Source organism: Nocardiopsis sp. YSL2 (genome assembly GCF_030555055.1).
In the GTDB taxonomy this organism is placed as follows: domain Bacteria; phylum Actinomycetota; class Actinomycetes; order Streptosporangiales; family Streptosporangiaceae; genus Nocardiopsis.
The window spans coordinates 5,287,883-5,314,218 of sequence record NZ_JAMOAO010000001.1 but is presented as its reverse complement, the minus strand read 5'-3'; the positions used below and the strand labels follow the sequence as shown (position 1 = coordinate 5,314,218).

The window sequence follows — 26,336 nt, the reverse complement described above, 5'->3', positions numbered from 1 at the left end:
GGGCGGCACCCGGTCGCGACGGTTCGGGCGTCCCCGGCCGATCGGGGGTCCCGCAGGGAGTGGGCGGCGTCCGCCGCCGACGCCCTAGGATCAGGGGCCGACACGAGCCCCCGGGAGTCGCCCGCATGCCGAGTTATCCGCGCTTCCTGTTCACCGAGCGGCGGTGGCTCGCGAGCGGCTTCCTGCTCTTCGGATGCTCGTCGTTCGGGCAGACCTTCTTCGTCTCGCTGTTCTCCGCCGACATCCGCGCCGAGCACGGGCTCTCGCACGGGGCGTTCGGCTCGCTGTTCATGGTCGCCACGCTCGCCGGCGCCCTGGTCCTGACGCAGGTCGGCCGGATGGTCGACCTGTGGCCCGCCCGCACGGTGGTGCTGGTCACCGTGCCGCTGCTCGCGGTCGGCGCGGCGGCGATGGCCTCCGCCACCCACGTGGCCGTGCTCGTGGCCGCGCTGTTCGCCCTGCGCCTGTTCGGCCAGGGCCTGATGCCGCACACCGCCTTCACCCTGACCGGGCGGTGGTTCGACCGCGAGCGCGGACGCGCGACCTCCGTCGCCACACTGGGCCTCAACACCGCGGAGGCCGTCCTGCCCCTGCTGGTGGTGGCGGTGGTGGCCGTCGCGGGATGGCGCGAGACGTGGTGGCTGGTGGCCGCCGGCCTGTTGGTGCTGTTGTGGCCGCTCGCCGCGCTGACCGGACGCGAGCGCGTTCCCGACACCGGTCCCGCCGCGACCGGCGCGCGGCCCGCGGGCGGGTGGACCCGCCGGGCGGCGCTGCGCGATCCCGCCTTCCACCTCCTGCTGGCCGTGATAGCCGCGCCCGCGCTGATCGGCAACACGGTCTTCTTCCACCAGGCGCACCTGGTGGAGTCGCGCGGATGGGCCCCGGCGCTGTTCGCGTCGGCGTTCGTGGTCTACGCCGTCCTGACGGTGGTGTTCAACCTCGTCGGCGGCTTCCTCGTGGACCGGTTCACCGCACTGCGGCTGACACCGGTGTTCCTGCTCCCCCTGGCCTGCGGCCTGCTGGTGCTGGCGGCGGCCGAGGGGCCGTGGAGCGTGTTCGCGTTCATGGCCCTGTACGGGGTGACCAACGGGTTGTCGCTGGGGCTGTTCGGCGCGGTGTGGCCGGAGGTGTACGGGGTGCGGCACCTGGGATCGATCAGATCCGTGGTGGTGGCCGTACTGGTCTTCGCGTCCGCGGCCGGTCCGGGCGTCGCGGGTCTGCTGATCGATGCCGCCGTGCCCTTCCCCGCCCAGATCGCGGCCCTGGGCGGGTACTGCCTGGCCGCCTCCGCGGTGGCCGTCCGGGTGGTCCGCGCCGCGCGGACCCGCGAGCACGCCCTCGGGTGACGACCGGTTCCGGCTCCGCCGGGCGGCGAGCGCCGGTACCCGCCCGTGCCCTGACCTCGCTGCCGGGAGTGGGCGGTCAACCGCCGGGACGGCAGGGACGGCTCCGTACTCCATGGCGGCCAGGACCAGCAGGGTGAGATCGTCGGCGCGCCGGCGCAGGGCGGCCGGGTCGGCGAAGACCCGCAGCGCGCCAGGCACGAGGGTGGCCAGGGCCCGCGCCACCAGCGGTTCGTCCAGGCGGCCCCGCAACGGGCGGACGGTGCCCGGCCAGTGCCGCTCCTGCAGCGCGCCCAGGGCCACGGCGGTGATCCAGGCCTCGAACAGCAGGTCGGGGGCGACCGGGTACGGGTGGGGGCCGATCGCCCGGTCCAGGGCCGCGCGCAGGCCGTTCTCGGTGGCGCCCCACGCTCCCAGGACGTCGAGCGTCGGACGGCGCGTGGCGGGCACGTCGTGGTGGAGGTCGACGACGACCGCCCGGCCGACGTTCCAGGCGACCATGGGCAGCAGGCGGGGCGGCTCCAGGACGGAGGCGTCGTGCGCGGCCCCCTCCGGGGCGAAGCAGACCGAGTGGCGCGCCCCGTGACCGTTGTTGCCGGTCAGGCTCGGCAGGTCGTCGTGTTCGACCAGGTTGGGCACCATCACCAGCGCCTGGACGCCGCGGGCCCGCAGGAACCGCCGGACGGCCTCGTCGTCGGCCTCCCCGTGCTCGACCTCCTCGGCCAGGAACCGCGCGAGGTCGACCGACAGGCCGCGGGGCAGGGCGAGCGCCTGGGTCGGCACGTAGGGATTGACGACCGGAACGGCCGCGGCGCCGGTGAACACCGCCCAGCGGGCCAGGAACGCGGTGCGCGATCCCCATTCCACGAAGAAGGACACGGCGGAATCGGGGTGATGGGAAAGGCAGGTGAGCGCTGATTCCACGAATCCGTGGGAGAAGGTGATGTCGTCCTGCAGAACGAGGTGGTGGGTACCGGGGAAACGGGCGGCGTCGGCGTAGGCGAGCCGTGCGCTGCGCAGGGAGGAGGCGGGCCCGTCCGGCTCGGGGTCGTAGGCCACGCGGGCGTTGTCCAGGGCCAGGCCGGACAGGACGCGGTGCGCGGAGGCGCTGCGGGAGGGATGGGCCATGACGGACGCCGACAGCGCGACAGGGGGCCGGGAAAGGTCGGTGTGCATGCGCACACAATATCCACGAAAAGGCCGGTGAATCGAATGGGTATTTCTTTTTATTGCGACCGACTCGGCCAGAGCAACACGATCTCTTCGAAAGAATCCAAGCCGATTCGCGGCACCGTCGCCAGGCTCAGCCGGGCCGATGGGCGGCGCGCCGGTCGAGCACGGTGAGCACCCACTCTCCCCAGCGGAGGTTCTCCTGCTCCAGCGAGATGCCGCGCCGCACGGTGAGGTACGGCCCCACGCGCCCGCCGTGGGCGAGGTGCTCCTCCTCGGTGCGCCCGTCGAGCTCGCGCAGGCGGAGCCGCTCGTAGCGGGCCAGTCTGGCGCTCGACCACTCCATGCGCGCGACGACGGCCGCCCGGACGGCCTCGGCGTCGCCCGCGTCCACGGACTGCACCTGCACCATGAGCTCGTCGCGGATCGCGGTCGGCCTGGGGGCCCGCGCCGTGAACTCGCGCAGGACCCGCTCGCCCTCGCCGGTCGCGGTGAACACGCGCTTGTTGGGACGGCGGCTCTGCTCGACGACGGTGGCCTCGATGAGCCCGTCCGCCTCCATCCGCTCCAGTTCGCGGTAGAGCTGCTGCGGGGTGGCCATCCAGAAGTTGCCCACCGAGGCGTCGAAGATCTTGGCGAGGTCGTATCCGGAGGCGGGCCCCTCCAGGAGGGCGGCCAGTACCGCGTTGCGCAGAGCCATGGCACCACTGTAGTGCGATGGTGACTATTCACTTCCGTGACTAATCGCGTCCTGACGTGCTACCTTCCGCTCCACTTATTCAACAAGTTGAGTATGGAGCGTCTCATGCACCCGTTCCGCGCGGCCGTGGAGGCCCGGGACCCCGATGCCATGGCGGCTCTGCTGGCCGAGGACGTCGTCTTCACCAGTCCCGTCGTCTTCCGTCCCTACCCGGGCAAGGCCATCACCGCCGCGATCCTGCGCGGTGTCCTGCGCGTGTTCGAGGACTTCCGCTACGAGCGCGAGATCGCCGACCCCGGCGGCCGTGACCACGCCCTGGTCTTCCGCGCCCGCGTCGGCGACCGGGAGATCCAGGGCTGCGACTTCCTGCACCTGGACGAGAACGGGCTGATCGACGAATTCACCGTCATGGTCCGCCCGCTCAGCGCAGCCACCGCGCTCGCCGAGGCCATGGGCGCCCAGTTCGACCGGATCACCCGAGAGGCGGCGGAGGACACGCGGGCCTGACCGGGCACCGGGTACGGCGGGCGGGCCGGAGCGGGCACCGTCCGCCTGGGCGGACGCGGCACCTCCGACCGCCCCTGACCAGGGCCGCGCCGGCCGGCACGCTACCCACCGGTTAGTCACCCCGGTGAGTGCGCCGCGGCGGCCGGTGCCCGCCCCGCCCTCCCCCGCACCGCCCCGCATCGTCGCCTTGTCATCGGCGTGACAAAGCCGCCGCCCCGGCCTTGCCCTGCCCGGATCTACCACCGCGCCCGCGCGACGCCTAGTGTCGGGCAGTCAGGCGCGACGGCGGGGACGAGGAGGCACGTGTGACGTTCGGTTCCTACCAGACCCGTGGGGCCGGCCACCCCGCGCGGCACATCCCCCCGGAACTGGCGTCGCGGATGCGGCCCCACCTCTCGACCGGCACCGAACTGGTCGTCAAGGAGATCCGCCGCCTCTTCCCCGAGTTCGACGTGCCGCCCGACAGCGACCTGGGCCGCCGCCTGACTCAGGGGGTGACCCTGGCGGTGGAGCGCTTCTGGGACCTCGTCGCGGCCCCGGAGAGCACGCGCGAACCCCTGCTGGCCCGGTTCCGGGATCTGGGCCGCGACGAACTGCGCGACGGCCGCAACCTCGACGCCCTGCAGTCGGCCCTGCGGGTGGGGTCCCGGATGTCGTTCCGCTTCCTCACCGACCACCGCGAGACGCTCGGCATCAGCCCCGACACGCTCTTCCGCATCGCCGACGCCATCTTCTTCCATATGGACGAGCTGGCCGTGGCCTCCACCGAGGGCTACGCCGAGGCGCGGGCCCAGCGCAGCGAGGAGCTGGACCGCCAGCGCGGACGCCTGGTCCGGCTGCTGCTCAACGAGCCCTCGGCCCCGCCGGAGACCATCGCCCACCACGCCCGGATGCTCGGCTGGCAGCTGCCCCAGACCGCAGCCGCCGTGGTCGTGGCCGACGGTGAGAACTCCGAGCCCGGTGCCCCCGCCCTGCCACCCGACGTCCTCACCGACGTCACCTGGCTCGACGCCCACCTGGTCATGCCCGACCCGGACGGGCCGGGGCGGCGGCGGGTGCTCGACGCGGCGCTGGCGGGCCGGATCGCCGCGATCGGGCCGACCGTGCCGCTCAGCCGGCTTCCGCTCTCGCTGCGCTACGCGCAGAAGGCGCTGGAACTCGGCCAGCGCGGCGTCCTGGACACCAGCGGCCTCATCCGCTGCTCCGACCACCTGGTGGCGCTGGCGCTGTTCGCCGACCGCGACCTGCTCGACCTGCTGTGCCGGACCCGTCTGGCACCGCTGGCGGCGCTCCCCCAGGGCCAGGCCGATCGCCTGGCCGAGACCCTGTTGGCCTGGCTTCGCCACGCGCACAACGCCAACCGGGTGGCCGAGCACCTCTACGTGCACCCGCAGACGGTGCGCTACCGGCTGCGCCGGATCCGCGAGCTCTTCGGCCCGGACCTGGACGACGCCGAGCGCCGGTTCGAGCTGGAGATCGCCCTGTACGCCCACACCCTCACCCGCTCCGCCGACTCCTGAATCCGCGTCCCGCGGTTCGTGGGGCGCCGGCGGGGGCGGGTATTGCCAACCTTCGTGGCAGTACAGCCAGGGCCGGTCGCCCGGCGACCATGCCAGTGGTCACAGAACGGCGAAAACGCCTGTGTCCAGGCGGTTCGACATTGGTAATACGAATCACGCGGACGGCTCGGCACAGCCGGGATTGCCCTCCCCTGGTCGCACGTTGGAGCCGGGGTGCGTCCCTGTAGGGACCGCTTCTTCCGCGCCCCGCCCGACGGCGGTCCACGGCGCCCCGATCTCGCTCGACCTCCGTTCGCCATGCCCTGGAGCTCCCTGTGACACTGCTGTCCACGCGCCCCGAGCGCCTCGCCCCCACGGCCGTACCGGCCCCGGCCGACCCCGACGCCCCGGCGGTGACCGCCGACCGGGAGCCGGCGGCCACCGCGCCCGGTACGGGCCGCGAGGCGGTCGCCGGGCCCCGCGGCGGCGCGCCCGCCCTGACGCGCCGCCGCGCCCTGCTGCTCGTCGCCGTCCTGGGCGCGCTCTCGGCCATCGGCCCGCTCGCGACCGACCTGTACCTGCCCGCGCTGCCGCAGATCGCCACCGACCTGCGCACCAGTGAGTCCAGCGTCAAGCTCACCCTGACCTCGGTCATGGCGGGGCTGGCCCTGGGCCAGCTCGTCATCGGCCCGCTCAGCGACCGGTGGGGGCGGCGCGGCCCCCTGCTCGTGGGCCTGGGCGTGTTCACCGCCGCCACGTTCGCCATCATGTTCGTCCCCGACGTGGCGGCCTTCAGCCTGCTGCGGCTGGTGCAGGGGGCGTCCGCCGCGGCCGGGCTGGTGATCTCCCGTGCCGTGGTCCGCGACGTCTTCGACGGCGAGGCCGCAGCGACGTTCTTCTCCCGGCTGGTGCTGATCGCCGGTCTGGCGCCGATGCTCGGCCCCGTCATCGGCGGCCAGCTGCTCCTCCTGGGCTCGTGGCAGATCGTGTTCGGCGCGCTCGGTGCCGCGGGGCTGGTGACACTCGTCCTGGTCCACTTCGCCCTGCCCGAGAGCCTGCCGGCCGACCAGCGGCGGCGGATCGGCGTGGGCGAGCAGGTGCGGGTCTTCGGCGAGCTGCTGCGCGACGTGCGCTTCGTGGGCCCCACGCTCACGCTCGCGCTGAGCTTCGGGATGAGCTTCACCTACATCTCCACGTTCTCCTTCGTCTCGCAGTCCCGGTTCGGGGCCAGCGCGCAGGAGTTCAGCCTGGTCTTCGCCGTCACCACGCTCGGGATGATCCTGGGCAACCAGGTCAACGTCGCGTTGATCCGCCGTCTGGAGATCCACCGCCGGCTCCTGCTCGGACTGGGCGGGGCCGTCCTGTCGGTCCTGGCCATCGGTGTGCTGGAGGCCGCGGGCGGCGCCGGCCTGGTCTCGGTGACCGCCGCCCTGTTCGCCATGATGGTGTTCACCGGACTGATCTCGCCCAACGCCACCGCGCTGGCACTGTCGGGGCAGTCGGCGGCACGGGCCGGCAGCGGATCGGCGCTGCTGGGCACGCTGCAGTTCGCCATCGGTTCGGGCCTGGCCGCCACCGCAGGCCTGTCCGGCCCGGTCACCCTGTCCAGCATGACCACGGTCATGCTCGCCACCGCCGTCGGCGCGGCCGTGGTCTTCGTGGCCTTCGCCCTGCGGGCGCGGCGCGCGCGGTTGGTCGCCGCCTGACGCTAGCGTGGCGCACGTACGCCGAGCGATGACCGCCGAAGGAGCCGTGATGGACCCCTCGCGCCCCCGCGCCGAGTCCTTGACCGACGAACCCCCCGGCGCCTGGCCGGACGTCCTGGCACACCTGGAGGGCAACACCGGGACCGCCTGGCTGACGACCACGCGCGGCGATGACGGGCCGCACACCCGGCCGGTCCTGGCCGTGTGGGTGGACGGGCGCGCGTGCTTCGCCTCCGGTGAGGGCACCGCCAAGTCCCGCCGTCTGGTCCGGGACGCCCGGGTCAGCCTCGCTGTGGACACCGGCCGCGTCCACGCCGTGGTCGAGGGGACCGCCGAACCGGTCCTGGGCGCCGAGCCGCTGGAACGGGTGGCCCTGGCCTACGCCGACCGGTACGGCTGGGCGCCGACCCCCGGGGACGGGTTCCTGACCGGCGCCCAGGGCGCGCCGACCGCGGGCCCGCCGCCCTACCGCGCGTACGCGATCGCACCCGCGGCGGTGTACGCCTTCCCCGCCGCGGACGACCTCGCCCACGGTCCCACCCGGTGGACCTTCGCAGGCTGAGGGATCACGCCTCGGGCAGGTCCACCTGGATCTCGCCGCCGAGCCGGGCACCGGCCTCCAGGTGCAGGGAGCTTCCGCTCCAGAACCGGCCCGGGTCGTAGTAGCCGGGTCGGCGCCCGGCCGGCAGCAGCCCCATCGCCTCGTAGGTCAGGGCCACCACCTCCGCGCAGTAGGTGCTCTCCAGGGTGCGTTCGCGGTCGCGCCGCGTCAGCGGCAGGCGGCGCAGCGGCACACGGCCGCGCAGCCACCGGGCGGCCATCCGCGCCGAGGAGGGGAAGGGCGTGCCGTCCAGGCGGGCGACCGTGCGCAGGACCGCGTCCTCCATGGCGGTGTCCGCCTCGGAATCGAGCTGGCGCAGCCACGCCCTCTGGCCGTAGCGGCGGCCCCACACGAGAACCGCGTCGCGCAGGTCGTGCAGCTGGACGCCGCGGTGGTGGGTGCCGGTCCACATGTCGGTGAGCGACCGGCCCAGTTCGGCGTGCCACATCAGCGGCGGGAGGTCGTCGACGACGACCGACATGCCCACGTGGTTCACGGGACTGTTCGTGGTGATCTGGATGGCGCGGTCGGCCACGCTGGTCCCGCGGAACACCCAGGCGTCGCCGGTGCGGGTGATCTCCAGTGCCCTGTCCAGGGTGATGCTCGAACCTGTCACGTTCAGAACCTACCCCCGCCCGCCGCCCCGGTGCGCGCCCGTGGCTGTAGCGTGGGGGCATGCGTTGGTGGAAGGTTCTCGGTGTGGCCGCGTTCGCGGGGGTGGCGGCCACCGGTGTGGCGATCGCCCGCGCCGAGCGCAAGCGCCGCGCCTACACTCCCGACCAGGTCCGTGACCGGCTGCGCGAGCGTGTGGCCGAGGCGTCCGCGACCGCGGAGGGCACCGAGGCGCCCGGGCCCGTTCCGGTGCCGGAGGCGGAGCGCGAGGGCCCCGCGGCCCGGGTTCGGGGCGCGCTGGCGCGCGTGCGCGACAAGGTCAGCACCGTGCGTGGCACGGTGCTGACGCGTGGCCGCTCCTGAGAGGGCCTCAGGCCTCGTTGCGGCTCAGTCCGTAGAGCGTTGCACCGGCCACCAGTCCGAAGAGGGCGTGCCCGAACAGGCTCCACATCGACATCTCGCCCATGGGGAACAGCGGCATGCCCAGGAACGCGGGCATCAGCACCAGCCCGCCGATCACCCACAGGGCCAGACCGTAGACCAGCCCCGCGGCCATCACCGACCACATCCGGTCGCCGATGACACCGGCGAGCAGCCCGAAGACCACACCGAACACGGCCGAGATCGCCAGGTGTACCACGCCGCCGATGACCGCGTCGTTGCTGCCGACCAGCATGGCGACCGTCGACAGCATCCCGGTCGTCGCCATCACGATCCCGAAGACGACACCGCCGACGATGCCGGCGACCGCGCCGCGCCAGGCGTGCGTCATCGCGTGGGAGCGCGCGTGAGCAACGGTGGACATGAATCTCACCTCCCGCGACCGGCGCGTCCGGGACCCTTCGAACCGCGGATCTCCGCCGGTCCTACCTGCCATTGTTCCCCTCGCACGGCTTCTTGTGCAGCTGTGAACATTGCGATTCGATCATCGTGGCCGCCCGAACGAGGATGGGGTGGCCGGTACCCGTCGAACCCGTCCGACCCAGGAGTCGCACCATGCCCGAAGGCTCGCGCCGCGCCGTTCCGACCGAGCTTCCCCGCGCCGACGTGGTCACCGGCGACGTGCCCGGGTCCTTCCCCAGGAGCGTGATGTGCGAGCGCCACCCGGCGCTGATCGACAGGGTGAGCGGGGCGTTCCCGTACCCGCCGGAGCAGCGGGCACGCCTGTCCGCACTGCGCGAGGAGGCCACCGAAGGGGTCATCGAGCCGTTGGACGAGGACGCGCACGACCACGGCGCCTGGCGGGCGTGGGGCATGGACGACCATGTCGGCACACCGTGGACGCGGGCGCCCTTCCTGTGGGCGGAGAGCTACTTCTACCGCCGTCTGCTCGGCGCTCTGGACTACTTCGGCCCCGGCCCGTGGCAGGGCGTGGACCCCTTCGCCCCGTTCAAGCGCGCGGAGCTGGCGGGACCGGAGGCCGCGGCCGAGATCGGCGCCCTGGACTCCCTCGCCGACCTCGCGCCCCGGGACCGGGACCAGGCCCTGCTGCGGTCCTCGCTGTGGGGCAACCGGGCCGACCTCGGCTTCCAGGTGGGCGGCGGCGACACCGCCGCCGCGGCCTCGGGCCTGGTGGCCGACCACTCCGCCGAACTGTGGGAACTGCTCGAGACTCGTGCGGGCGGCCGGGTCTGCCTGGTGGCCGACAACGCCGGACGCGAGCTCCTACCGGACCTGGTCCTGATCGACACCCTGCTGGCCACCGACCGCGCCCGCGAGGTCGTCCTGCACGTCAAGCCGGGCCCGTACTACGTCTCCGACGCCACCATGGCCGACGTCCTGGACGGCCTGCGCCGCCTGTGCGAGGCGGGCGGCGCGGCGGAACGGATCGGCACCCGGCTGTGGCGGGCGGTGGGCCACGGGCGGCTGCGCGTGCGCGCGCACGCCTTCTCCTGCGCCCCGCTCCCCTACCGGGACATGCCCGCGGACCTGGCCGAGGAGTTCGCGGCGGCGTCGGTGACCCTGATGAAGGGGGACCTGAACTACCGGCGGCTGGTCGGTGACCGCCACTGGCCCGCCACGACCCCCTTCGCGGCGGTGACCGCCTACTTCCCCGGCCCGGTCGCGGCCCTGCGCACGCTCAAGTCCGACGTCGTGACCGGGTTGGACCGGGCCGCGGTCCAGGCGCTGGATGCGGGCGGCGGAGCCTGGCGCACGAGCGGCACACACGCCCTCGTCCAGCTCGCCGGGGCCTGACGCCCGGCCCGGTGTCGGCGAACCCCGGTGGGCCGCAGGGTTCGCGGTAATCTGTGACGGACCTGGGGTCCAGTGACCGGGAGGGGAGCGCCCATGGGCAGGGAGGGCGCGGACGCCCGCGGGCGCATGGTCGCCGGGGCGGCCGACATGATCCGGCGCCGCGGCCTGGCCGCCACGTCGGTCCGGGAACTGGCCGCGCACAGCGGGACGCCCCTGGGCTCGACCTACCACTACTTCCCGCGCGGCAAGCAGCAGCTGGCCGCGGAGGCCGTTCGCTTCGCCGGCGTGGTCGTGGGCGACGGTCTGGCCGAGGCGCTGCGGGCGGGGCCCGTGGCGGGACTGCGGGCGTTCCTGCGGGTGTGGCGTCGCACGGTGATCGACAGCGAATTCCGGGCGGGCTGCCCGGTGCTGGCCGTGGCGGTGGAGGAGCCGCCCGGGGACGGGGCCTCGGAGGTGCTGTCCGCGGCGTCCGAGGTGTTCGCGGGCTGGCAGGACCTGCTGGCCGAGTCCCTGCGCGAGCACGGGGCCGAGCCCGCCCGCGCGGCGCGGCTGGCCGCCCTGGTCGTCGCTTCGGTGGAGGGCACGGTGGCGCTGTGCCGTGCCCAGCGCGACATCGGTCCTCTGGACGACGTCACCGTGGAGCTGGAGGCGCTGTTGCGGTCCGCGGTCCAGGGTGGCGGGGGCTGAGCCGCCCCGGCGCCGTGGAGGGCACGGACGCTGGTCGCCGTCCTGCCGGGGGCGCCCCGGCTCAGAGCCAGTCGCGGCGCTTGAAGACCACGTACAGGGACACGCACACCAGGGCCATCAGGCCGAGTGAGAACGGATAGCCGAAGGCCCAGCCCAGCTCGGGCATCCGGTCGAAGTTCATGCCGTAGACGGTGCCGATCAGGGTGGGGGCGAAGAGGATGGCCGCCCACGACGAGATCCTCTTGAGCTCGTTGTTCTGTGAGTGGCCCGCCTCGGCCAGGAGCTTCATCTCCTCGTTCTGGGCCTGGGAGACGAGCGTGGCGTTGACGGCCAGGATGTTCTGCAGCATCTGCCGGAATCCGTCGACCCGCTCGGCGGCGGTGGTGGCGTGGTCGGCGACGTCGCGCAGCCTGCGCCGCAGCTCCTCGTGGGTGCCGTACTTCTCGAACCCGGCGGCCAGGTCGTCGGTGATGCGCAGCAGCGGCCGGGTGGCGCGCTGGAACTCGATCACTTCGCGGGAGAGCTCGTAGATGCGGCGGGACACCCGGGGATCGCCGCTGAAGACCTCGGTCTCGATCTCGTCGACGTCGTGCTGCAGCCCGGCGATCACGGGGGCGTACCCGTCGACCACGGCGTCCAAGACCGCGTACAGGACGGACTCCGGCCCCAGGGCCATCAGCTCGGGGTCGCCCTCCAGGCGGAGGCGGACCGCCGCCAGGTCCGGGACGCCGGCGTGCCGGACCGTGACCACGAAGTCCCGGCCGACGAAGAGGTGGATCTCCCCGAACTCGACCTCCTCGGTCTCGTCGATGTAGCGGGCCGCGCGCAGGACCACGAAGAGGGTGTCGCCGTACCTTTCCAGCTTGGGGCGCTGGTGGGCGACGATGGCGTCCTCCACGGCGAGCTCGTGCAGGTTGAACTGGTCGGCGGCGGCCTGCAGCTGGGCCTCGGCCGGACGGTAGAGGCCGATCCAGGCCATGGTCGACCCGCGCGCGTCGGGCAGCCGGCGGTAGATCTCCTCCAGGGTGCCCGGTGTGGGCACCCGCCGCCCCTCCCGGTAGAGGGCCGCGTCCACGACGCTGTGCTCCAGGGGCGCCTCGGCGGACACGGGCGCGTCGTTGGCCCGCGGGTCCATCACCCACTCCGGAGCGGACTCCGGGCCCGGCCCCGCGTCCGGTTCCCCGGAATTCCGCGAAGACCGCGTGAACGGGTATCTGCCCCTGCGCACCGCGCGCGCTCGCCAGTCGGACATGTCGGGCCCCCACGGGTGGACGTCCGCCACGGTACCGGCCCCGAGCGGCGGGGACGGGTGGCGGCGTTCCTGCTCCTCGAACTGCTCGTCGCTGCCAGCTTAGGGTGCCCCGACGCCGCGGCCGGGGGCCGCGCGGCGCTCGGTGGCGCCGATGTACTCGCGCAGGACCCGGCGGGAACGGTCGAGCGCGCCGATGTGCTCGTCCAGTCCGTTCAGCCGCGCGCGCAGCGTGTCCAGGAGTTCGGTACAGGGTTCCAGGTCGGGGGCCTCCCCGGTCACGCACGGGAGCAGGGAGGCGATCTCCTGGGTCGAGAGGCCGGCACCGAGCAGCTTGCGGACCTGGGTGACGGTCAGGACCGCGTCGTCGGCGTACTCGCGGTAGCCGTTGGCGGCGCGACGGGGTTCGAGCAGCCCCTGGGCCTCGTAGTACCGCAACTGGTGGGCGTTGACACCGGTCCGCCGACTCAGTTCTCCGATCAGCACACCGATCCCCTGATCCCCTTGACCTTCACACCGGTCTGAACGTTCAGGATTCTGCCAGAACCGTACGGCCCCTGCCGAGGAAGCACCCGGTGCGCGAGAGCGGGGTCCACGGCGTTGGCCGAGCCGTTCCGGGCCCCTTCCGGAGTACGGTCGTGACCTGTCGTCAGCCGAACTGGAAGAGGACCCTGACATGACCACCACACCGTTCGATCCGCGCGCCCTACTCGCGGGCAGCCGGCTCGGCGTCCTGGCGACGATCAAGTCCGACGGCCGCCCGCAGCTCTCCCCCGTCATGCCGTTCTACGACCGCGAGGCCGGGGTCCTCTACGTCTCGATGACCGAGGGGCGGGCCAAGACCGCCAACCTGCGGCGCGACCCACGGGCCGCACTGGAGGTCACCAGCGCCGACGGGGGGTCGTGGGCCACCGCCGAGGGAACGGTGACGCTCACGGGGCCGGGGACCGACCCGCACGGACCCGAGGTCGAGGCGCTGGTCGAGTACTACCGGGCCGCGGCCGGGGAGCACCCGGACTGGTCGGAGTACCGGTCGGTGATGGTGTCCGACCGCCGGGTGCTGATGACGATGCCGGTCGACCACGTCTACGGCGCCCGGATCCGCTGACCGGCGGCGCCCGCGTGTCCGGGTCGCGTAGTGAGGGGGCGGACGGGGAAGGGTGGTGGCATGGACGAGCGCCGACGCCCACTGGTGATCGCCTTCGACGTCATGGAGACCCTGTTCCCGATCGCCCCGCTGGACGCGCGGTTCACCGCCGCCGGGCTGGCGCCGGGCACGGTGCGGCACTGGTTCGAGCGGACCCTGCGCAACGGGTTCGCCCTGTCGGCGGGCGGCGGTTACCGGCCCTTCGCGGAGGTGGCCGTCGGCGCCCTGCTCGACGTCGACGGCCACCGCCTGCCCGAGGCGACCGCGCGGGAGCTGGTGGGTGCGGTCGCCGAACTGGAACCGCGCCCGGACGCCGTCGCGGCCGTCCGGCTCGCCCGGGAGTCGGGGCCGCGTGTGGTGGCGCTCACCAACGGCTCCGCGGCCACGACCGGAGTGCTCCTGGGCCGGACCGGCCTGGACGCCCACGTGGAGCGCGTGGTCTCCGCGGACGAGGTGCGCCGCTGGAAGCCCGCGCCCGAGCCCTATCTGCACGCCGCCGCGGTCTGCGGGGTCCCGCGCGCACGCCTGGCCCTGGTGGCCGCGCACGCGTGGGACGTCGACGGCGCCCGGCGCGCGGGCCTGACCACCGGGTGGTCCGCGCACCTGGAGGGGCGCTTCCCCGCGGTGTTCGAGCGCGCCGACGTGCACGGCGCCGACCCCGTGGACGTGGTGGAGGGACTGCTGGCGCTCTGACGGCCTCGGCCGGGCGGGCGGGCGCGGCCAAGCGGGGACCCCGCGGTCATGTGCGCCCCACGCCGGGCATCCAGTGACAGAGGTCACGCCCCTTGATGTGCTCTCGACTGCGCTCTGTCACCGGGGCGTGCGGGATGTGGGCACCGGGCGCGCCGAACGCACCTCGCGCGGGATCGCCCCGCGGGATCGCCCCGCGGGATCGCACGGGCATCCAGCGGAGGGTACGGCGGGGCAGGGCACCGAGGGCCGCGTCGTCGCGCACGCCGACCGCGACGCCTCCCGTGCCCTGCCCCGCGGGGGCCGGGAGGCGCGGGACGCGGGAGGCCGCCCCGGCGGCCGGCCGGGCCCCGCCCGCAAGCTCGGTCGTTCGCGGCCCAGAAGTTGACTAAGCTGCCGGGGACCCCCTTATCCGTATGAGCACGTCCGGCACGCCCGAGCCGACCCCGGCTCCCCCGACCGGAGCAGAACACAGCCAGGAGCAGAACCCTCCGTGTCCCTCATCGAAGCAGTCATCCTCGGCTTGGTCCAGGGGCTGACCGAGTTCCTCCCCGTCTCCTCCAGCGGGCACCTACGGGTGATCTCCGCGTTCTTCGGTTGGCCGGACCCGGGCGCGGCCTTCACGGCCGTCAGCCAGCTCGGCACCGAGCTCGCCGTTCTGATCTACTTCCGGCAGCGGATCATGAAGATCATCTCCACCTGGACGCTCTCGCTGTTCAGGCGGGAGCTGCGCGGCGACATCAACGCCCGCATGGGCTGGTACGTGATCATCGGCTCCGTGCCGATCGTCGCCCTCGGCCTGCTGCTGGAGCACCAGATCGAAAGCGTCTTCCGCGACCTGCGGCTGACCGCCCTGACCCTGATCGTCTTCGGCGTCTTCCTCGGCCTCGCCGACCGGTACGGCAGGAAGGTCCGCAACCTGGAGGAACTCAACGTCTCCCGCGGCCTGACCTTCGGCCTCTTCCAGGCCCTGGCCCTGATTCCCGGCGTCTCCCGCTCCGGCGGCACCATCACCGGCGGGATGCTCCTCGGCTTCAAGCGCAAGGACGCCGCCGAGTACGCCTTCCTCCTCGCCCTGCCCGCGGTCTTCGGGTCGGGCATCTACAAGCTCACCGACATCGGCGCCAACGAGTACGCCGGGTGGGGCGCCACCATCGTGGGCACGCTCATCGCCGGTGTGGTCGGGTTCATCGTCATCGCCTGGCTGATGAAGTTCATCTCCACGCACAGCTTCATGCCGTTCGTCTACTACCGCATCGGTCTGGGCATCCTCGTCCTGACCCTGGTCAGCTTCGGTGTGATCGACCCCGAGGGCGGCGCCGACTCGCAGGTCGCACGCAGCGAGGTGATCGCGGAGGAGACCGTCGACGAGGACGAGGAGTCGAGCGGGGACGGCGCGGCGGCAGAGGAGGAGCCGTCCGCCGAGCCCAGCGAGGCGCCCTCGGCCGAGCCCACCCCGGAGATCGATCCGGTGACCGGTTGGGAGATCGACCCGGAGGTGGGGCTGCCGCGCAACCCCGGCACCGGGCTCTACCACGACCCCCAGCTGGGCATGGACGTCGACTACGACCCGGCCACCGGCATGGCCACCAACCCGGTCACGGGCGAGCAGTACGACCCCACTCCGGCCGAGTGATCTGAGCACACGCCGCCCTCGGCCCCGGTCCACCCCACACGGACCGGGGCCGAGGCCGTTCGCGCGTGGGAGCGCCGGCCCCTCACGCTCCCCCGGCGTCCGCCTCCCCGTCCTGGCCGTGGGGTGCCCTGGCGACCCGGTGGCGGTCGCTCAGCAGCCTGATGGCGATGACCAGCTCCAGCAGGTCGGCGAAGGCGCGCAGGTCGCAGCCGGTCCGCTCGGCGATCCGGTCGAGCCGGTAGTAGGCCGTGTTGACGTGCAGGTGCATCGCCTGGGCCATGGCCCTGGCCCGCAGGTCGTGCGCGGCGTAGGACAACACCGTCTCCACCAGAGCCCCGCCACGGGACAGGTCCTCCTCGACGAACCTGCGCAGCTCCGGGCGGACGAGCCGCCGGGCCGTGGCGTCGTCGCGGAGCACGAGGAAGTCGAAGGTCGACATCAGGGGCAGCGGCACGAGCCCCGCCGCACCGCCCAGACCGTCCCTGGCCGTGCACGCCTCGGCGTAGGCCTCCGGCACCGCGGCCACGTCCGCGTGGACGGCGCTCACGCCCACGGCCAGGTGGACACCGGCACGCACCAGTTCGTCCAGTGCGCGGCGCAGCCGTTCGACGACCGCCCCGGCGGCTGGAGCGTCCGCCTGGGCCAGGGCGGTCACCTCCTGCTGGCGGACGACCGTGAGCCCGGGGGCGCGCTGGGCGAAGGCACCGCGCAGGGCGGCGGCGACATCCGGCAGGGTGTGCTGGTCGGGCAGCGGGGCGACCGGCAGCGCGGTCGCCACGACCAGGCCCACGCCCGGGTCCAGTCCCGCCGAGGACAGCAGCGACCTCTTGGGGCCCGGCGGGATCTCATGGCCCGCCAGGAGGTCCTCGAACAGGTCACGGCGCAGCCGGTCGAGTTCGGCCACCTCGTGCTGCTGGGCGTCGAGGTAGGCCTCGGCCGCCACCGAGCTGCCCACCTCGATGAGGTGCATGACCCGCCCGACCAGTGCCATCGCCGCGTCCCGCGAACCGGGGTCCCGGCGCGCCGCCGCTCTGACGCCCTCCCACAGAGTGAGCTGGCCGATCCGGAAGGCCTGGAGGAAGTCCGGGAGCGCCACGCCCTGGCGCACCCTCCTGCGCGCGTGCTCCGCGGTCACGGGGAAGTCGCGGGGCTGGACGGCGCGTTGCTCCTTGACGCTGGTGACCAGCGCGTGGAACACCATCCCGACATGCTCGGTGAGGTCCGCGCGCAGGCGGGGGTCGGCGCTGGCACCGTAGGCGGGGACCTGCTCCCAGATGCGGTCGACCGCCTCGAGCGTGATCTGCTCCATGGACGGTTCGAGCGCCTCGACGATCCTCCGCAGATCCGGTTCCATCACATCCGCCCCACCGCTCGCCGCCGTCCGTGCGCCGTCGCCATCGACTCCAGGTGTTCCGGCTCACTCTACGGGGATGACCTGGGGCTCCTGGCGGGTCGGCACGAAGCGGACCCCCTACCGGGCGCTGTGCTGGTCGAGTCGGCGCCCCGTGACCCGCTGGATCCAGTCCAGCAGGTCGGCGACGACGAGGTCGCGGTCGCGGCCGGTCTCGTTGAACAGTTCGTGGCGCGCGCCGTCGTAGATCCGGTAGACCAGGTCGTCGACGCCGGCCTCGCGGTAGCGCTCGACGAGCCGGTCGGTGAACGCCAGTCCCTGGTTGAGGGGGTCGCGGTCGCCGACAAGGACGTAGACAGGGGTGTTCCGGGAAACCCCGAAGGGGTTGGCCAGGCGCCCCATCGCGGCCGCGGTGAGCCCGTCCATACCCTCCGCGTCCAGGGCGAAGCCGCACAGCGGGTCGGCGATGTAGGCGTCCACCTGGGCCTCGTCGCGGCTGAGCCAGTCCGCCGGAGTCCGCGCCGGCTGGAACGGGGCGTTCAGCGCGGTCAGCGGGTCGGTGCCCTGCCGGGCCAGGTCCACCAGGAGCAGGTCCACGGCGGTGGTGCCGCTCAGCGCCACGCCGTCGGCCAGGTCGGGGTGGTCGAGCAGGTACTGCTGGGCGGCGAACGAGCCCAGGCTGTGGCCGAGGAGGACGAGGGGCAGTCCGGTGTGGCGCTCGCGCAGCAGGCGCGAGAGCGCGGCGACGTCGGCCACCAGCAGGTTCCAGCCGTCCTCGCCCAGGACGCCGGGGCCCGCGTGCATGGTCGCGCCGTGGCCGCGGTGATCGTTGGCGTACACGGCGTATCCCCGCGCGTTGAGGTCGGCTGCGAGCGGGGCGTAGCGCAGGGCGTGCTCGCCCATGCCGTGCGAGATCTGGACGACACCGCGCAGGGGGCCGTCCGGGACCCAGGCGTGCACGTGGACCGTCAGGCCGTCGTCGCCGGCGAAGGTGAACATGGGGGCTCCGTACGTTGTCGGGTGGCCCGGGAGGGCCGGTGGGCGCGCACCGACGGTTCGACCGGCGCTGGGACCGGCTACACGCCGGTGACCTCCTGGCCAGTGTGGTCACGGAACGGACCCCTGCCCATGTACGGCTTCCCAAGGATCGGCCGGATTCCTTGGAGAGCACTCCAGTTCCCCGCCGGCACGCCCGCCCCTCGCCCGCCTCTGATCCGATGCCCGCCCCGGCACGGCGCCCCCGCACACGTGAGCGCCGCGCCCCGGGTGGGGCGCGGCACCGCGTCACTGCGCGTTCCTTCCGGGGTCACGCCCGGTGGAACTGTGTGGTTCGATGCCAGGTCGCGACCTCCCTCCCACCGGGGCGGCCCCGCCGTCCGATCGGCGTGTCCGCCCATGGGTGCTCGTCCCTCCATACGAGCACGCGCGGCGGCGAACGTCCACACGGCGGCCACAACCGGACAAGAGTGCAGGTCAGAGCAACTTTTCGGCTCCGCGGCCCGCTCGGGGCGCACCACTCGATCGAAGCCTTGACTCCGTTGCCGTGGATCCGTCACTCACCTGCGTCCATCGAACACGGAGCATGACCGGCGAAGTGGCGCCTTCGCCCGGGCCGGCCATGGCACCGAGCGGCCGACACGGTCCTTTACCTCGCGATCCGCACGTTTTGCCTGGCAGCGGACATCATGGAGGAGAGGTGGTCGGCATGGTCAGTACGGTGTGGCGCGGCACCCTCACGGTGGGGCTGCTGTCGCTGGGCGTCAGTCTGTACAGTGCGCGCGAGCGCCACGGACCGACGATGCACCAGTTCGTCCGGGGCACGGACCACAGGGTCCGCTACCGGAAGGTGGACGAGGAGACCGGCAAGGACGTCAGCTCCCGCGACATCGTCAAGGGCGCGAAGGTCGACAGCGACGAGTACGTGATCCTGGAGCCCGAGGACCTCGCGGGGCTCGCTCCCGGCAAGTCCAGGAGCATGGAGATCACGGGCTTCGTCCCCGCGGACTCGGTGGACCCCGTCTGGTACTCCAACGCCTACTTCCTGTCCCCGCAGGACCAGTCCGCGGCCAAGCCCTACCGGCTGCTGTGCGCGGTCCTGGAGCGCACCGGCCGGGCCGCCCTGGCGACGATGGTGATGCGCGACCGCGAGCACCTGGTCCTGGTCGGCCCCCAGCAGGGGGTGCTGGCCGCCAGCACCCTGTTCTGGCCGGACGAGATCCGCGCCCCCTCGGACGTGATGCCGCCCATCGCCGACGCCACGATCTCCGAGCGCGATCTCGGGCTGGCCGAGCAGCTGGTGGAGGCGATGGCCGAGGACTGGGACCCCGAGCAGCACGAGGACGTCTACCAGAAGCGGCTGCAGGAACTCATCGAGGCCAAGAGCGCCGGGCGCACGGTGCGCCACGCCGAGGAGCGCCCCGCCCAGGAGGGCACGGTCGTCGAACTCACCGACGCCCTGCGCAAGACGCTCAAGGAGCGCAAGGGCGGACGCGCGCGGGCGCCCGAACCGCGCCGGTCCGAGGAATCGGCCAAGGGCCCCGCGGCCAGGGGTGCGCGCCGGTCGAAGAAGAAGGCCGAGCCCTCCGAGGAGGATCTGGCCGGCATGACCAAGAAGGAGCTGCTGCGCCGGGCCCAGGAGCTGGACGTGCCGGGGCGGTCGAAGATGTCCCGGGAGGACCTGGAGTCGGCCGTGCGGGAGCGGATCTCAGCCTGACGGGGGCCGGCGCTCGACGTCGAGCCCTTCCGGCACCTCCGCCACCCCCAGGTCCGGTCGGGGCCGCACGAACCGCACCACGTGCCGCCACTTCCCCGCGGCGGTCCCGGTGTCGGGCACGACCTCGACCACGGTCTCGGGGACCACGCCCACATGCGGCGGTGCCTCGCCGCCGCGCCACCGCGACGGAGCGGCCAACCGCTCTCCGGACGCCGTCAGCAGCGGAGCCGTCTCGGCCCGCTGCTCGGGGGTCAGGTCTCGCGTGCGGCCGACCACCCGCATCTCTCCCGTGTCGGGGGCGCGGCGGCCGAGGACCAGCGCCTCGGGCCGCTCCACCGAGCCCACGACCCCCACGACGACGGCCTCCGTGCTCACCGCGTGCTTGTACTTGCGCCAGCCCCGGTGGCCGGACTCGTAGACCCCGTCGGCGGACTTGACGACGAGCCCCTCGATGCCGACCTCGCCGAGCCCTTCGTACCACTCCCGCGCCGTCTCCGGGTCGTCGGTCTGCCACGTCAGGTCCAGGTGCGGATCGTGCCCGTCGGCGAACAGCCGTTCCAGGCGGCGGCGCCGGTAGGACAGCGGTCGGTTCCGGATGTCCCGGCCGTCCACGCGCAGCAGGTCGAAGGCCACGAAGTGGGCGGGTTCGGTCCGGGCCAGTTCCCGGACCCGGCGCGCCCCGGCGGTGTTGCGGCGCAACAGCGCGTCGAAGCTCAGCCCGCCGTCCAGCCAGCACACGATCTCGCCGTCCATCAGCAGGCCGCCGGGCAGGGTCTCCAGCGCGGCCGCCAGCTCCGGCCAGCGCCGGTCGGTCCGCGCGCCCGAACGCGAGACGATCCGGGTCGGCGCGGTACCGGCCCGGGTCCGGAAACCGTCCCACTTGGGCTCGTACACCAGGCCCGGACCCGTCGGCAGCCCGGCCGCGGCCCGGGCGAGCATCGGCTCTGGATCCACATCCGGGTCATGCCCCTGCCGCCCGGGTGCAATCACTCACGCCGCAGGTCAGCGCGTGTTCGGCAGCAGAACCTTGAGCGTCCTGGAGCGGATCGCACCCCGGCGGCGCCCGAACTCCCCATCAGTTCCGCCGCACTCGCCCCCTCGTTCGCACGGGCCGCCAGGCGCGCGTCGTCCTCCTCCGACCGCCGACGCGGCGTAGCCAGTCGCCTGTGCGGGATCGGCGTTCCGACCGGCACCGGCCGGCCCCGCCTTGCCACGTGATGTCCCATGGTCATACGTTCTGCGTGGTCGAGTGGGAGTCAGGAACGAGAGTGGGACGGTCATGCGGATCCTTGTCGTGGGTGCGGGCGCGGTCGGCGGGTACTTCGGCGCCCGCCTGGTACAGGCGGGGCGGGACGTGGACTTCCTCGTCCGTCCCCCGCGGGCCCGGCTGCTGGCCGACCAGGGGCTGCGGCTGACCACGCAGGACGGGGACACCGAGACCGTGCCCGTGTCCCCCGTCACCGCCGACCGGCTCACCGCCGACTACGACCTGGTGATCGTGGCCGTGAAGTCCTATGGCCTGCACGAGGCGCTCGAGGACTTCGCCCCCGCGGTGGGCGCGCGCACCGTGGTGGTGCCCTTCCTCAACGGCATGCGCCACCTGGACACCCTCGTCGAGCGGTTCGGCGCCGACCGGGTCTACGGCGGGGTGAGCCTGGTCCAGACCCGACTGGACGAGGACGGCGGCATCGTCCAGGTCGGCCCGCTGGCCGAACTGGCCTACGGGCCGTTGTCCGAGCGGCCCGTCGTCGGGCCGGACGAGGTGCACGCCGCCCTGGACTGCGGCGGCTACACCGCGCGCGCGAGCGAGCACATCCGGCGGCGCATGTGGGACAAATGGGTGTTCCTGGCCAGCCTGGGCGCCTGCAACTGCCTCATGCGCGCCCCCGTCGGCCGGATCAACACCGTCCCCGGCGGGCCGGAGTTCACCGCGGGCATGGTCGCCGAGGCCGTCGCCGTGGCCACCGCCTCGGGATTCGCGCCCAGCGAGGCGATGCTGGAGCGCACCCGGACCATGGCCTCCGACACCACGGCCACGACCACCACCTCGATGTACTGGGACCTGACGCGGGGCAACGCCGTCGAGGCCGACCACATCATCGGCGACCTGGTCGCGCGCGGCCGCGAGTTGGGCGTGCCCACACCGCTGTTCTCCCTCGCCTACACGCACCTGTGCGCGTACTCCGCCGGGCGCTAGGACGCGGGTGGCGGGTGCCGCCCGTCGCGAGAGGCGCCGCACCCCGGCGGCGGGCGCGGCGGGAGACCCCGCCGCGCCCGCTGATCGACGGCCCCGCCTGCGGGGCCGCCGCCTAGCCGAAGATCCCCTGCCCCGGGGCGAGGATGCCCGCGGGGTCGTGGGCGGCCTTGGCCGCGGCGAAGTCGTCCCACGCCGACCCGAAGTGCGCCCGCCAGTCGGCCCGGTCCATCGGGATGCTGCCCACCGGGTACTGGAACCCGCCCGCGTCGCGGACGCGTTCGTACAGGGCCCGGTTGGCCGCGACCATGGCCGCGTTGTCGGGCACCCCGGGCGCGGGAGTGGCCGTCTTGAGCAGGGCGAAGAGGAAGACCACCGGCTCGTCGGGCACCCGCGGCAGCGTCGTGCCCAGCAGCTCGCGGCGCACCGGGTACATCAGGACGACGCCGGTGGGACCGACGTCCTCCTGGGTCAGCTCCGCCAGAGCCGAGGCGGCCAGGGCGTCGAACTCGCTGGAGGGCACGAAGACGTTCCACCAGGGGTGGGGGTCGTACCAGGCGCCGATCGACTTCAGGAACTCCACGGCCGGGGCGAGCCGGTCGGCGAAGTCGAGGTAGGGCAGGTCCTCGATCTCGGCGTCGGCGCGGGTGTCGGACAGGTCCGCCAGGAGGGCGTCGTCGTCCGGCGGTGTGGAGCCCTCGTGGTAGGCGACCGCCTCCAGCATGAACCGCCAGCCCGGTCCGCCGTCGGGCAGCGACTGGGCCTGTCCCTCCAGGTAGTCGAAGCGGCCGTCGGCCAGCACGCGGCGCTGGTCGGCGGTGAGCGCCTCGACGGTCTCGTAGTACAGGTGGTACTGGCGCACGGTCTCCGGTGCGGGGGCCAGGCGCACGGTGGCGCCGACGATGACCGCGCACTGGCCGAGGCCGCCCAGGACGGCCCGGAACAGGTCGGCCCGGACCTCGGGCGAGCAGCGCAGCCGCCGCCCCTCCCCGGTCACCACGTCCACTTCCACGACGGTGTCCACCTGCAGGCCGTGGTGCTGGGTCTGGCCGCCGATCCCGCCCACCGCCAGGGTCCCGCCGACCGACAGCTCCAGGTAGTCGGTGAGCACGGGCGGGGTGAGCCCGTAGGGCAGTGCGGCCGAGAGCACCTGGCTCCACCGCACTCCGGCGCCGACCTCGGCGCGGCCGTCGCGCACCTGGAGGCCGTCGAGCGTCGCCGTCTCGATGACCAGCCCCTCTTCGACCTGGGCCTGGCCGCGGGTGGAGTGGCCCTGTCCGCGCGCCGCGACCGGGATGTCGCGGGCCCGGCAGAACCGGATCATCCGCTCGACGTCGCGCACCGACCCGGGCCGCAGCACGGCGCGGGGGTGCCGCGAGATGTCGTGGCCGAAGTCGTCCGCGGCTGCGGCCAGGGACTCCTCGTCGAACACGAGCTCGCCGTCGAGGGCGGGTACGCGGTCCTCCTCCGCCAGCGAGGCGTCGTCGGCCCAGGCTCGTGCGAGGGGGTCGAATCCGGTGGCGGCCACGCCGGCTCCCAATCCCGCGAGAAGGGTCCTGCGGCTCACGTTGTATTCCATTGCGTCCTGTCCGTGCCGTCGGGGTTTGCGGTCAGCGGGGAAATCCTAAAGGTCCCCTGTGGGGCGACGGGCGGTCCACCGCCGATGTGCGAAGATGGGGGCCAGGAACAAGTGGTGACTTAACGCGATCAGGACGGTAAGTTCGGCTTCTGTACCGCGAATCCGTTCGGTCGGAGGCCGCGGTGCGTTCCACCGCACCGTGTGAGGGGAAAGGCGATCACCATGGCGCCGGATGTCATGTCGTCCGACGATGGCTGGGCCGCGCGAGAACACGGTCAGGCGACCGCCTACGACCACATCGGCGAGCATTACGACGAGGCCTTTCCCCACAAGGAAGTACAGGTCAAGAGCACGCTCGGACTCATCGAGCGGTTGGCGCCCGGCGCCCGGGTGCTCGACGTCGGCTGTGGCACCGGGGTGCCCACCGCGCGGCGGCTGACCGACGCGGGGCTGTCGGTGACCGGCATCGACATCTCCCCGGTCATGCTCGACATCGCCCGCCGCAACGTACCCGAGGCCGAGTTCGTCGACAAGGACATCGTCGACCTGGACCCGTCGGAGGGGACCTACGACGCGGTGGTGGCCTACTTCTCGCTGCTGCACCTGCCGCGCGCGCTCGTCCCGCGCGCGCTGTCGGTCCTGCACTCGGTGATCGTCCCCGGCGGCTGGTTCACGCTGTCCATGGTGGAGGCCGACGTCGACGACCTCCCCATTCCCTTCCTCGGCCACCACGTTCGGGTGACCGGTTACTTCCGTGAGGAGCTGCGCGGGCTGCTCACCGGGGCGGGATTCACCATCGAGGAGGAGGAGACGGCGTCCTACGCCCCCTCCAGTGCCCAGGCGGATCCCGAGATCCAACTGTTCTTCACCTGCCGCAGGACCGGCTGACACCCGGACCCACGGCCCCTACCGATCACTCGGTGTATCGGTGTGCCCGAAAATCAACCAAAAAACGTCCACAGCAGGTGGAAAAGGATTGTCAAGCCGTCGGAATTCCCTTCGAGCGCAGAAAGCCGGAGCGATGGATCCCAAGACCTCGGACCTCTTCGACACGGCACGCGAGTCCGTCCGGGAGCGCACCGCCGTGCGGGAGCGCGTGCGATTCCTCAACGAGGCCGCCACGCGCATCGGGGCCAGCATGGACATGCGCAAGATCGTCCGTGAGCTGGTCGGAGCCGTGGTTCCGCACCTGGCCGACGCCGCGACCGTCCACCTGCTCGACGCCCTGCTGCCCGGGCCGCACCTGGACGTGGAACTGCCCGACGCCGCCGGATCCCTGACCGCGCCGCTGCGCCGGGTCGCGGTCGTGCACAGCGGATACCAGTCCGAGCTGTGGCGCACGGTCGTGCCGGAGGAGCAGGTCCACGTCATGCCGCCGACCAACCCCGTGCACCGGTCGATGGCGGAGGCCTCTCCCGTCCTCGTGCCCCGTATCGACCCCGACATCGCCGCCATGCTCGCCCGGACCCACACCACCGGCGACCTCACACCCCTGATCCTCGACCGGTCCCTGCTCGCCCTGCCGCTGACCGTGCGCGGCCGCGTCCTGGGCGCGGTCGTCCTGATGCGCGACCCCGACCGCCCGGTCTTCGACGAGGTCGACACGCTGATGGCCGAGCAGTTGGCGATCCAGACGGGGCTGGCGCTGGACAACGCACACATGTACCGGTCCGAGGCCGACGCCACCGACGCCCTCCAGCGCTCCATGCTGCCCGCGCTGCCGCCCCGGCTCTCCTGCGCCGACATCACGCACCGCTACCGCAGCAGCAGCCACATCGCGCAGGTCGGCGGGGACTGGTTCGACGCCATTCCGCTCTCGGGCAGCCGGGTGGTGTTCGTCGTCGGGGACGTCATGGGCCACGGCCTGCACTCGGCCGCGGCGATGGGCCAGTTCCGCACGGCCGTGCAGACCCTGGCCGCTCTGGACCTGCCGCCCGAACAGGTCCTGCGGCACCTGGACGACCTGGCCCTGCGCCTGGGCGAGGACTACCTGGCCACGTGCCTGTACTGCGTCTACGACCCTGTGGCCCGGCTGTGCACGATGGCCAACGCCGGGCACGTCCCGCCCGTGCTGGTCCGGCACGGGCGCGGCGCGGAACCGGTCCGGCTGCCCACGGGGGCGCCGATCGGCGTGGGCGGGGTCGCCTTCGAGTCGGCCGACGTGCACGTCCACGACGGCGACATTCTGCTGCTGTGCACCGACGGACTGGTCGAGGCGCGCGGGCGCGACATCGAGAAGGGCCTGGCGGCGCTGTGCGAGGCCGCCGAGCGTCCGCTGCCGCTGGAGGAGCTGGGCGACGCGATCCTCACCGACCTGCGCACGGACGACCAGGAGGACGACGTGGCGCTGCTGCTGGCCCGGCTGCGCGGCGTGCCCTCGCGCCATGTCGCCCACTGGTTGATGGAACCGCGCCCCACCACGCCCTCGCGGGTCCGGCGGCTGATCCGCGCCACGCTCGCCGAGTGGGGCCTGGAGGAGCTCACGGACGTCACCGAGCTGCTGGCCACGGAACTGGTCACCAACGCGGTCCGCTACGCCAACGGCCCGATCGGGGTGCGGCTGCTGCGCACCGACGCGCTGTTGTTCGAGGTCTCCGACGAGGACCAGCACCGCCCCGTGCTGCGTCGGGCCGCCGACACCGATGAGGGCGGCCGCGGCCTGCAGCTGGTCAGTCGGCTGGCGCAGAGGTGGGGCGCGTCCGGCAAGACGCCGGGCAAGGTGGTGTGGTTCGAGCTCGACCTCGACGGCGGGTGAC

The 26,336-nt window shown here is 73.1% G+C and carries 25 protein-coding genes; 16 read left to right on the top strand and 9 right to left on the bottom strand.

Going from position 1 to position 26,336, the window contains the following annotated elements; translation table 11 throughout:
* Positions 1–125 precede the first annotated feature (125 nt).
* Entirely contained in the window at positions 126–1,346 is a 1,221-nt protein-coding gene (locus tag M1P99_RS23465) for an MFS transporter (protein ID WP_304454742.1), read from the top strand.
* A gap of 270 nt (positions 1,347–1,616) precedes the next feature.
* Positions 1,617–2,261, top strand: coding sequence for a hypothetical protein (locus M1P99_RS23460; RefSeq protein ID WP_304454741.1), 645 nt, complete (start codon positions 1,617–1,619; stop codon positions 2,259–2,261).
* 385 nt (positions 2,262–2,646) lie between these two features.
* On the opposite strand, the gene M1P99_RS23455 is transcribed toward M1P99_RS23460, so the two are convergent.
* The gene (locus M1P99_RS23455; RefSeq protein WP_304454740.1) at positions 2,647–3,213 is read right to left on the bottom strand and encodes a PadR family transcriptional regulator; all 567 of its coding nucleotides are present in this window, start codon (positions 3,211–3,213) and stop codon (positions 2,647–2,649) included.
* 105 nt (positions 3,214–3,318) lie between these two features.
* Between M1P99_RS23455 and M1P99_RS23450 the strand changes: the two genes are divergently transcribed.
* The 4 genes from M1P99_RS23450 to M1P99_RS23435 all read left to right on the top strand — a co-directional run bounded on the left by M1P99_RS23450 (position 3,319) and on the right by M1P99_RS23435 (position 7,487).
* Positions 3,319–3,720, top strand: coding sequence for a nuclear transport factor 2 family protein (locus M1P99_RS23450; protein ID WP_304454739.1), 402 nt, complete (start codon positions 3,319–3,321; stop codon positions 3,718–3,720).
* 305 nt (positions 3,721–4,025) lie between these two features.
* A complete protein-coding gene (locus M1P99_RS23445; RefSeq protein WP_304454738.1) occupies positions 4,026–5,240 on the top strand; it encodes a CdaR family transcriptional regulator in 1,215 nt (404 codons plus the stop codon).
* A 476-nt stretch (positions 5,241–5,716) separates the two neighbouring features.
* Entirely contained in the window at positions 5,717–6,925 is a 1,209-nt protein-coding gene (locus tag M1P99_RS23440; protein ID WP_304455811.1) for a multidrug effflux MFS transporter, read from the top strand.
* A gap of 49 nt (positions 6,926–6,974) precedes the next feature.
* Positions 6,975–7,487, top strand: coding sequence for a pyridoxamine 5'-phosphate oxidase family protein (locus tag M1P99_RS23435; protein ID WP_304454737.1), 513 nt, complete (start codon positions 6,975–6,977; stop codon positions 7,485–7,487).
* A 4-nt stretch (positions 7,488–7,491) separates the two neighbouring features.
* On the opposite strand, the gene M1P99_RS23430 is transcribed toward M1P99_RS23435, so the two are convergent.
* Positions 7,492–8,142 carry a hypothetical protein gene (locus tag M1P99_RS23430; RefSeq protein ID WP_304454736.1) on the bottom strand — a complete coding sequence of 217 codons (651 nt, stop codon included), beginning with the start codon at positions 8,140–8,142 and terminating at the stop codon, positions 7,492–7,494.
* A gap of 83 nt (positions 8,143–8,225) precedes the next feature.
* On the opposite strand from M1P99_RS23430, the gene M1P99_RS23425 reads away from it, so the two are divergent.
* On the top strand, positions 8,226–8,501 hold the full coding sequence (locus M1P99_RS23425; protein WP_304455810.1) for a hypothetical protein: 276 nt from the start codon (positions 8,226–8,228) through the stop codon (positions 8,499–8,501).
* A 7-nt stretch (positions 8,502–8,508) separates the two neighbouring features.
* Here M1P99_RS23425 and M1P99_RS23420 read toward each other — a convergent pair whose 3' ends face one another.
* Positions 8,509–8,943 (bottom strand): hypothetical protein, encoded by a 435-nt coding sequence (locus tag M1P99_RS23420; protein WP_304454735.1) that lies wholly within the window; start codon positions 8,941–8,943, stop codon positions 8,509–8,511.
* A gap of 191 nt (positions 8,944–9,134) precedes the next feature.
* Between M1P99_RS23420 and M1P99_RS23415 the strand changes: the two genes are divergently transcribed.
* Positions 9,135–10,334 (top strand): damage-control phosphatase ARMT1 family protein, encoded by a 1,200-nt coding sequence (locus tag M1P99_RS23415; RefSeq protein ID WP_304454734.1) that lies wholly within the window; start codon positions 9,135–9,137, stop codon positions 10,332–10,334.
* A gap of 93 nt (positions 10,335–10,427) precedes the next feature.
* Positions 10,428–11,021: a TetR/AcrR family transcriptional regulator gene (locus M1P99_RS23410; protein WP_304454733.1), complete on the top strand. Its 594-nt coding sequence runs from the start codon at positions 10,428–10,430 to the stop codon at positions 11,019–11,021.
* 61 nt (positions 11,022–11,082) lie between these two features.
* Here the strand turns inward: M1P99_RS23410 and M1P99_RS23405 are convergent, their stop codons facing one another.
* Positions 11,083–12,156 (bottom strand): magnesium and cobalt transport protein CorA, encoded by a 1,074-nt coding sequence (locus M1P99_RS23405; protein WP_304454732.1) that lies wholly within the window; start codon positions 12,154–12,156, stop codon positions 11,083–11,085.
* A 216-nt stretch (positions 12,157–12,372) separates the two neighbouring features.
* Positions 12,373–12,756, bottom strand: a complete 384-nt coding sequence (locus M1P99_RS23400) for a MerR family transcriptional regulator (protein WP_304454731.1) — start codon at positions 12,754–12,756, stop codon at positions 12,373–12,375.
* A 190-nt stretch (positions 12,757–12,946) separates the two neighbouring features.
* Here M1P99_RS23400 and M1P99_RS23395 point away from each other — a divergent pair, with 190 nt between their 5' ends.
* From M1P99_RS23395 to M1P99_RS23385, 3 genes are all read left to right on the top strand, one after another.
* Positions 12,947–13,378: a PPOX class F420-dependent oxidoreductase gene (locus M1P99_RS23395; protein ID WP_304454730.1), complete on the top strand. Its 432-nt coding sequence runs from the start codon at positions 12,947–12,949 to the stop codon at positions 13,376–13,378.
* A 60-nt stretch (positions 13,379–13,438) separates the two neighbouring features.
* On the top strand, positions 13,439–14,110 hold the full coding sequence (locus M1P99_RS23390) for an HAD-IA family hydrolase (RefSeq protein WP_304454729.1): 672 nt from the start codon (positions 13,439–13,441) through the stop codon (positions 14,108–14,110).
* Positions 14,111–14,600: 490 nt separating this feature from the next.
* Positions 14,601–15,743 carry an undecaprenyl-diphosphate phosphatase gene (locus M1P99_RS23385; RefSeq protein ID WP_304454728.1) on the top strand — a complete coding sequence of 381 codons (1,143 nt, stop codon included), beginning with the start codon at positions 14,601–14,603 and terminating at the stop codon, positions 15,741–15,743.
* Between the two features lie 82 nt (positions 15,744–15,825).
* Here M1P99_RS23385 and M1P99_RS23380 read toward each other — a convergent pair whose 3' ends face one another.
* Together M1P99_RS23380 and M1P99_RS23375 are read right to left on the bottom strand one after the other, a co-directional pair.
* Entirely contained in the window at positions 15,826–17,097 is a 1,272-nt protein-coding gene (locus M1P99_RS23380; protein WP_304454727.1) for a CdaR family transcriptional regulator, read from the bottom strand.
* A gap of 117 nt (positions 17,098–17,214) precedes the next feature.
* Positions 17,215–18,093 carry an alpha/beta fold hydrolase gene (locus M1P99_RS23375; RefSeq protein WP_304454726.1) on the bottom strand — a complete coding sequence of 293 codons (879 nt, stop codon included), beginning with the start codon at positions 18,091–18,093 and terminating at the stop codon, positions 17,215–17,217.
* 706 nt (positions 18,094–18,799) lie between these two features.
* On the opposite strand from M1P99_RS23375, the gene M1P99_RS23370 reads away from it, so the two are divergent.
* A complete protein-coding gene (locus tag M1P99_RS23370) occupies positions 18,800–19,807 on the top strand; it encodes a Ku protein (protein WP_304454725.1) in 1,008 nt (335 codons plus the stop codon).
* On the opposite strand, the gene M1P99_RS23365 is transcribed toward M1P99_RS23370, so the two are convergent.
* On the bottom strand, positions 19,799–20,761 hold the full coding sequence (locus M1P99_RS23365) for an ATP-dependent DNA ligase (protein ID WP_304454724.1): 963 nt from the start codon (positions 20,759–20,761) through the stop codon (positions 19,799–19,801). The two genes, M1P99_RS23370 and M1P99_RS23365, sit on opposite strands and share 9 nt — an antisense overlap.
* Before the next feature lie 325 nt (positions 20,762–21,086).
* Between M1P99_RS23365 and M1P99_RS23360 the strand changes: the two genes are divergently transcribed.
* Positions 21,087–22,004 carry a ketopantoate reductase family protein gene (locus M1P99_RS23360; protein ID WP_304454723.1) on the top strand — a complete coding sequence of 306 codons (918 nt, stop codon included), beginning with the start codon at positions 21,087–21,089 and terminating at the stop codon, positions 22,002–22,004.
* A gap of 112 nt (positions 22,005–22,116) precedes the next feature.
* Here the strand turns inward: M1P99_RS23360 and M1P99_RS23355 are convergent, their stop codons facing one another.
* A complete protein-coding gene (locus M1P99_RS23355; protein ID WP_304454722.1) occupies positions 22,117–23,529 on the bottom strand; it encodes an FAD-binding protein in 1,413 nt (470 codons plus the stop codon).
* Positions 23,530–23,817: 288 nt separating this feature from the next.
* Here M1P99_RS23355 and M1P99_RS23350 point away from each other — a divergent pair, with 288 nt between their 5' ends.
* Positions 23,818–24,468 (top strand): class I SAM-dependent methyltransferase, encoded by a 651-nt coding sequence (locus M1P99_RS23350; protein ID WP_304454721.1) that lies wholly within the window; start codon positions 23,818–23,820, stop codon positions 24,466–24,468.
* A 133-nt stretch (positions 24,469–24,601) separates the two neighbouring features.
* The gene (locus tag M1P99_RS23345) at positions 24,602–26,335 is read left to right on the top strand and encodes a SpoIIE family protein phosphatase (RefSeq protein WP_304454720.1); all 1,734 of its coding nucleotides are present in this window, start codon (positions 24,602–24,604) and stop codon (positions 26,333–26,335) included.
* Position 26,336: the final 1 nt, after the last annotated feature.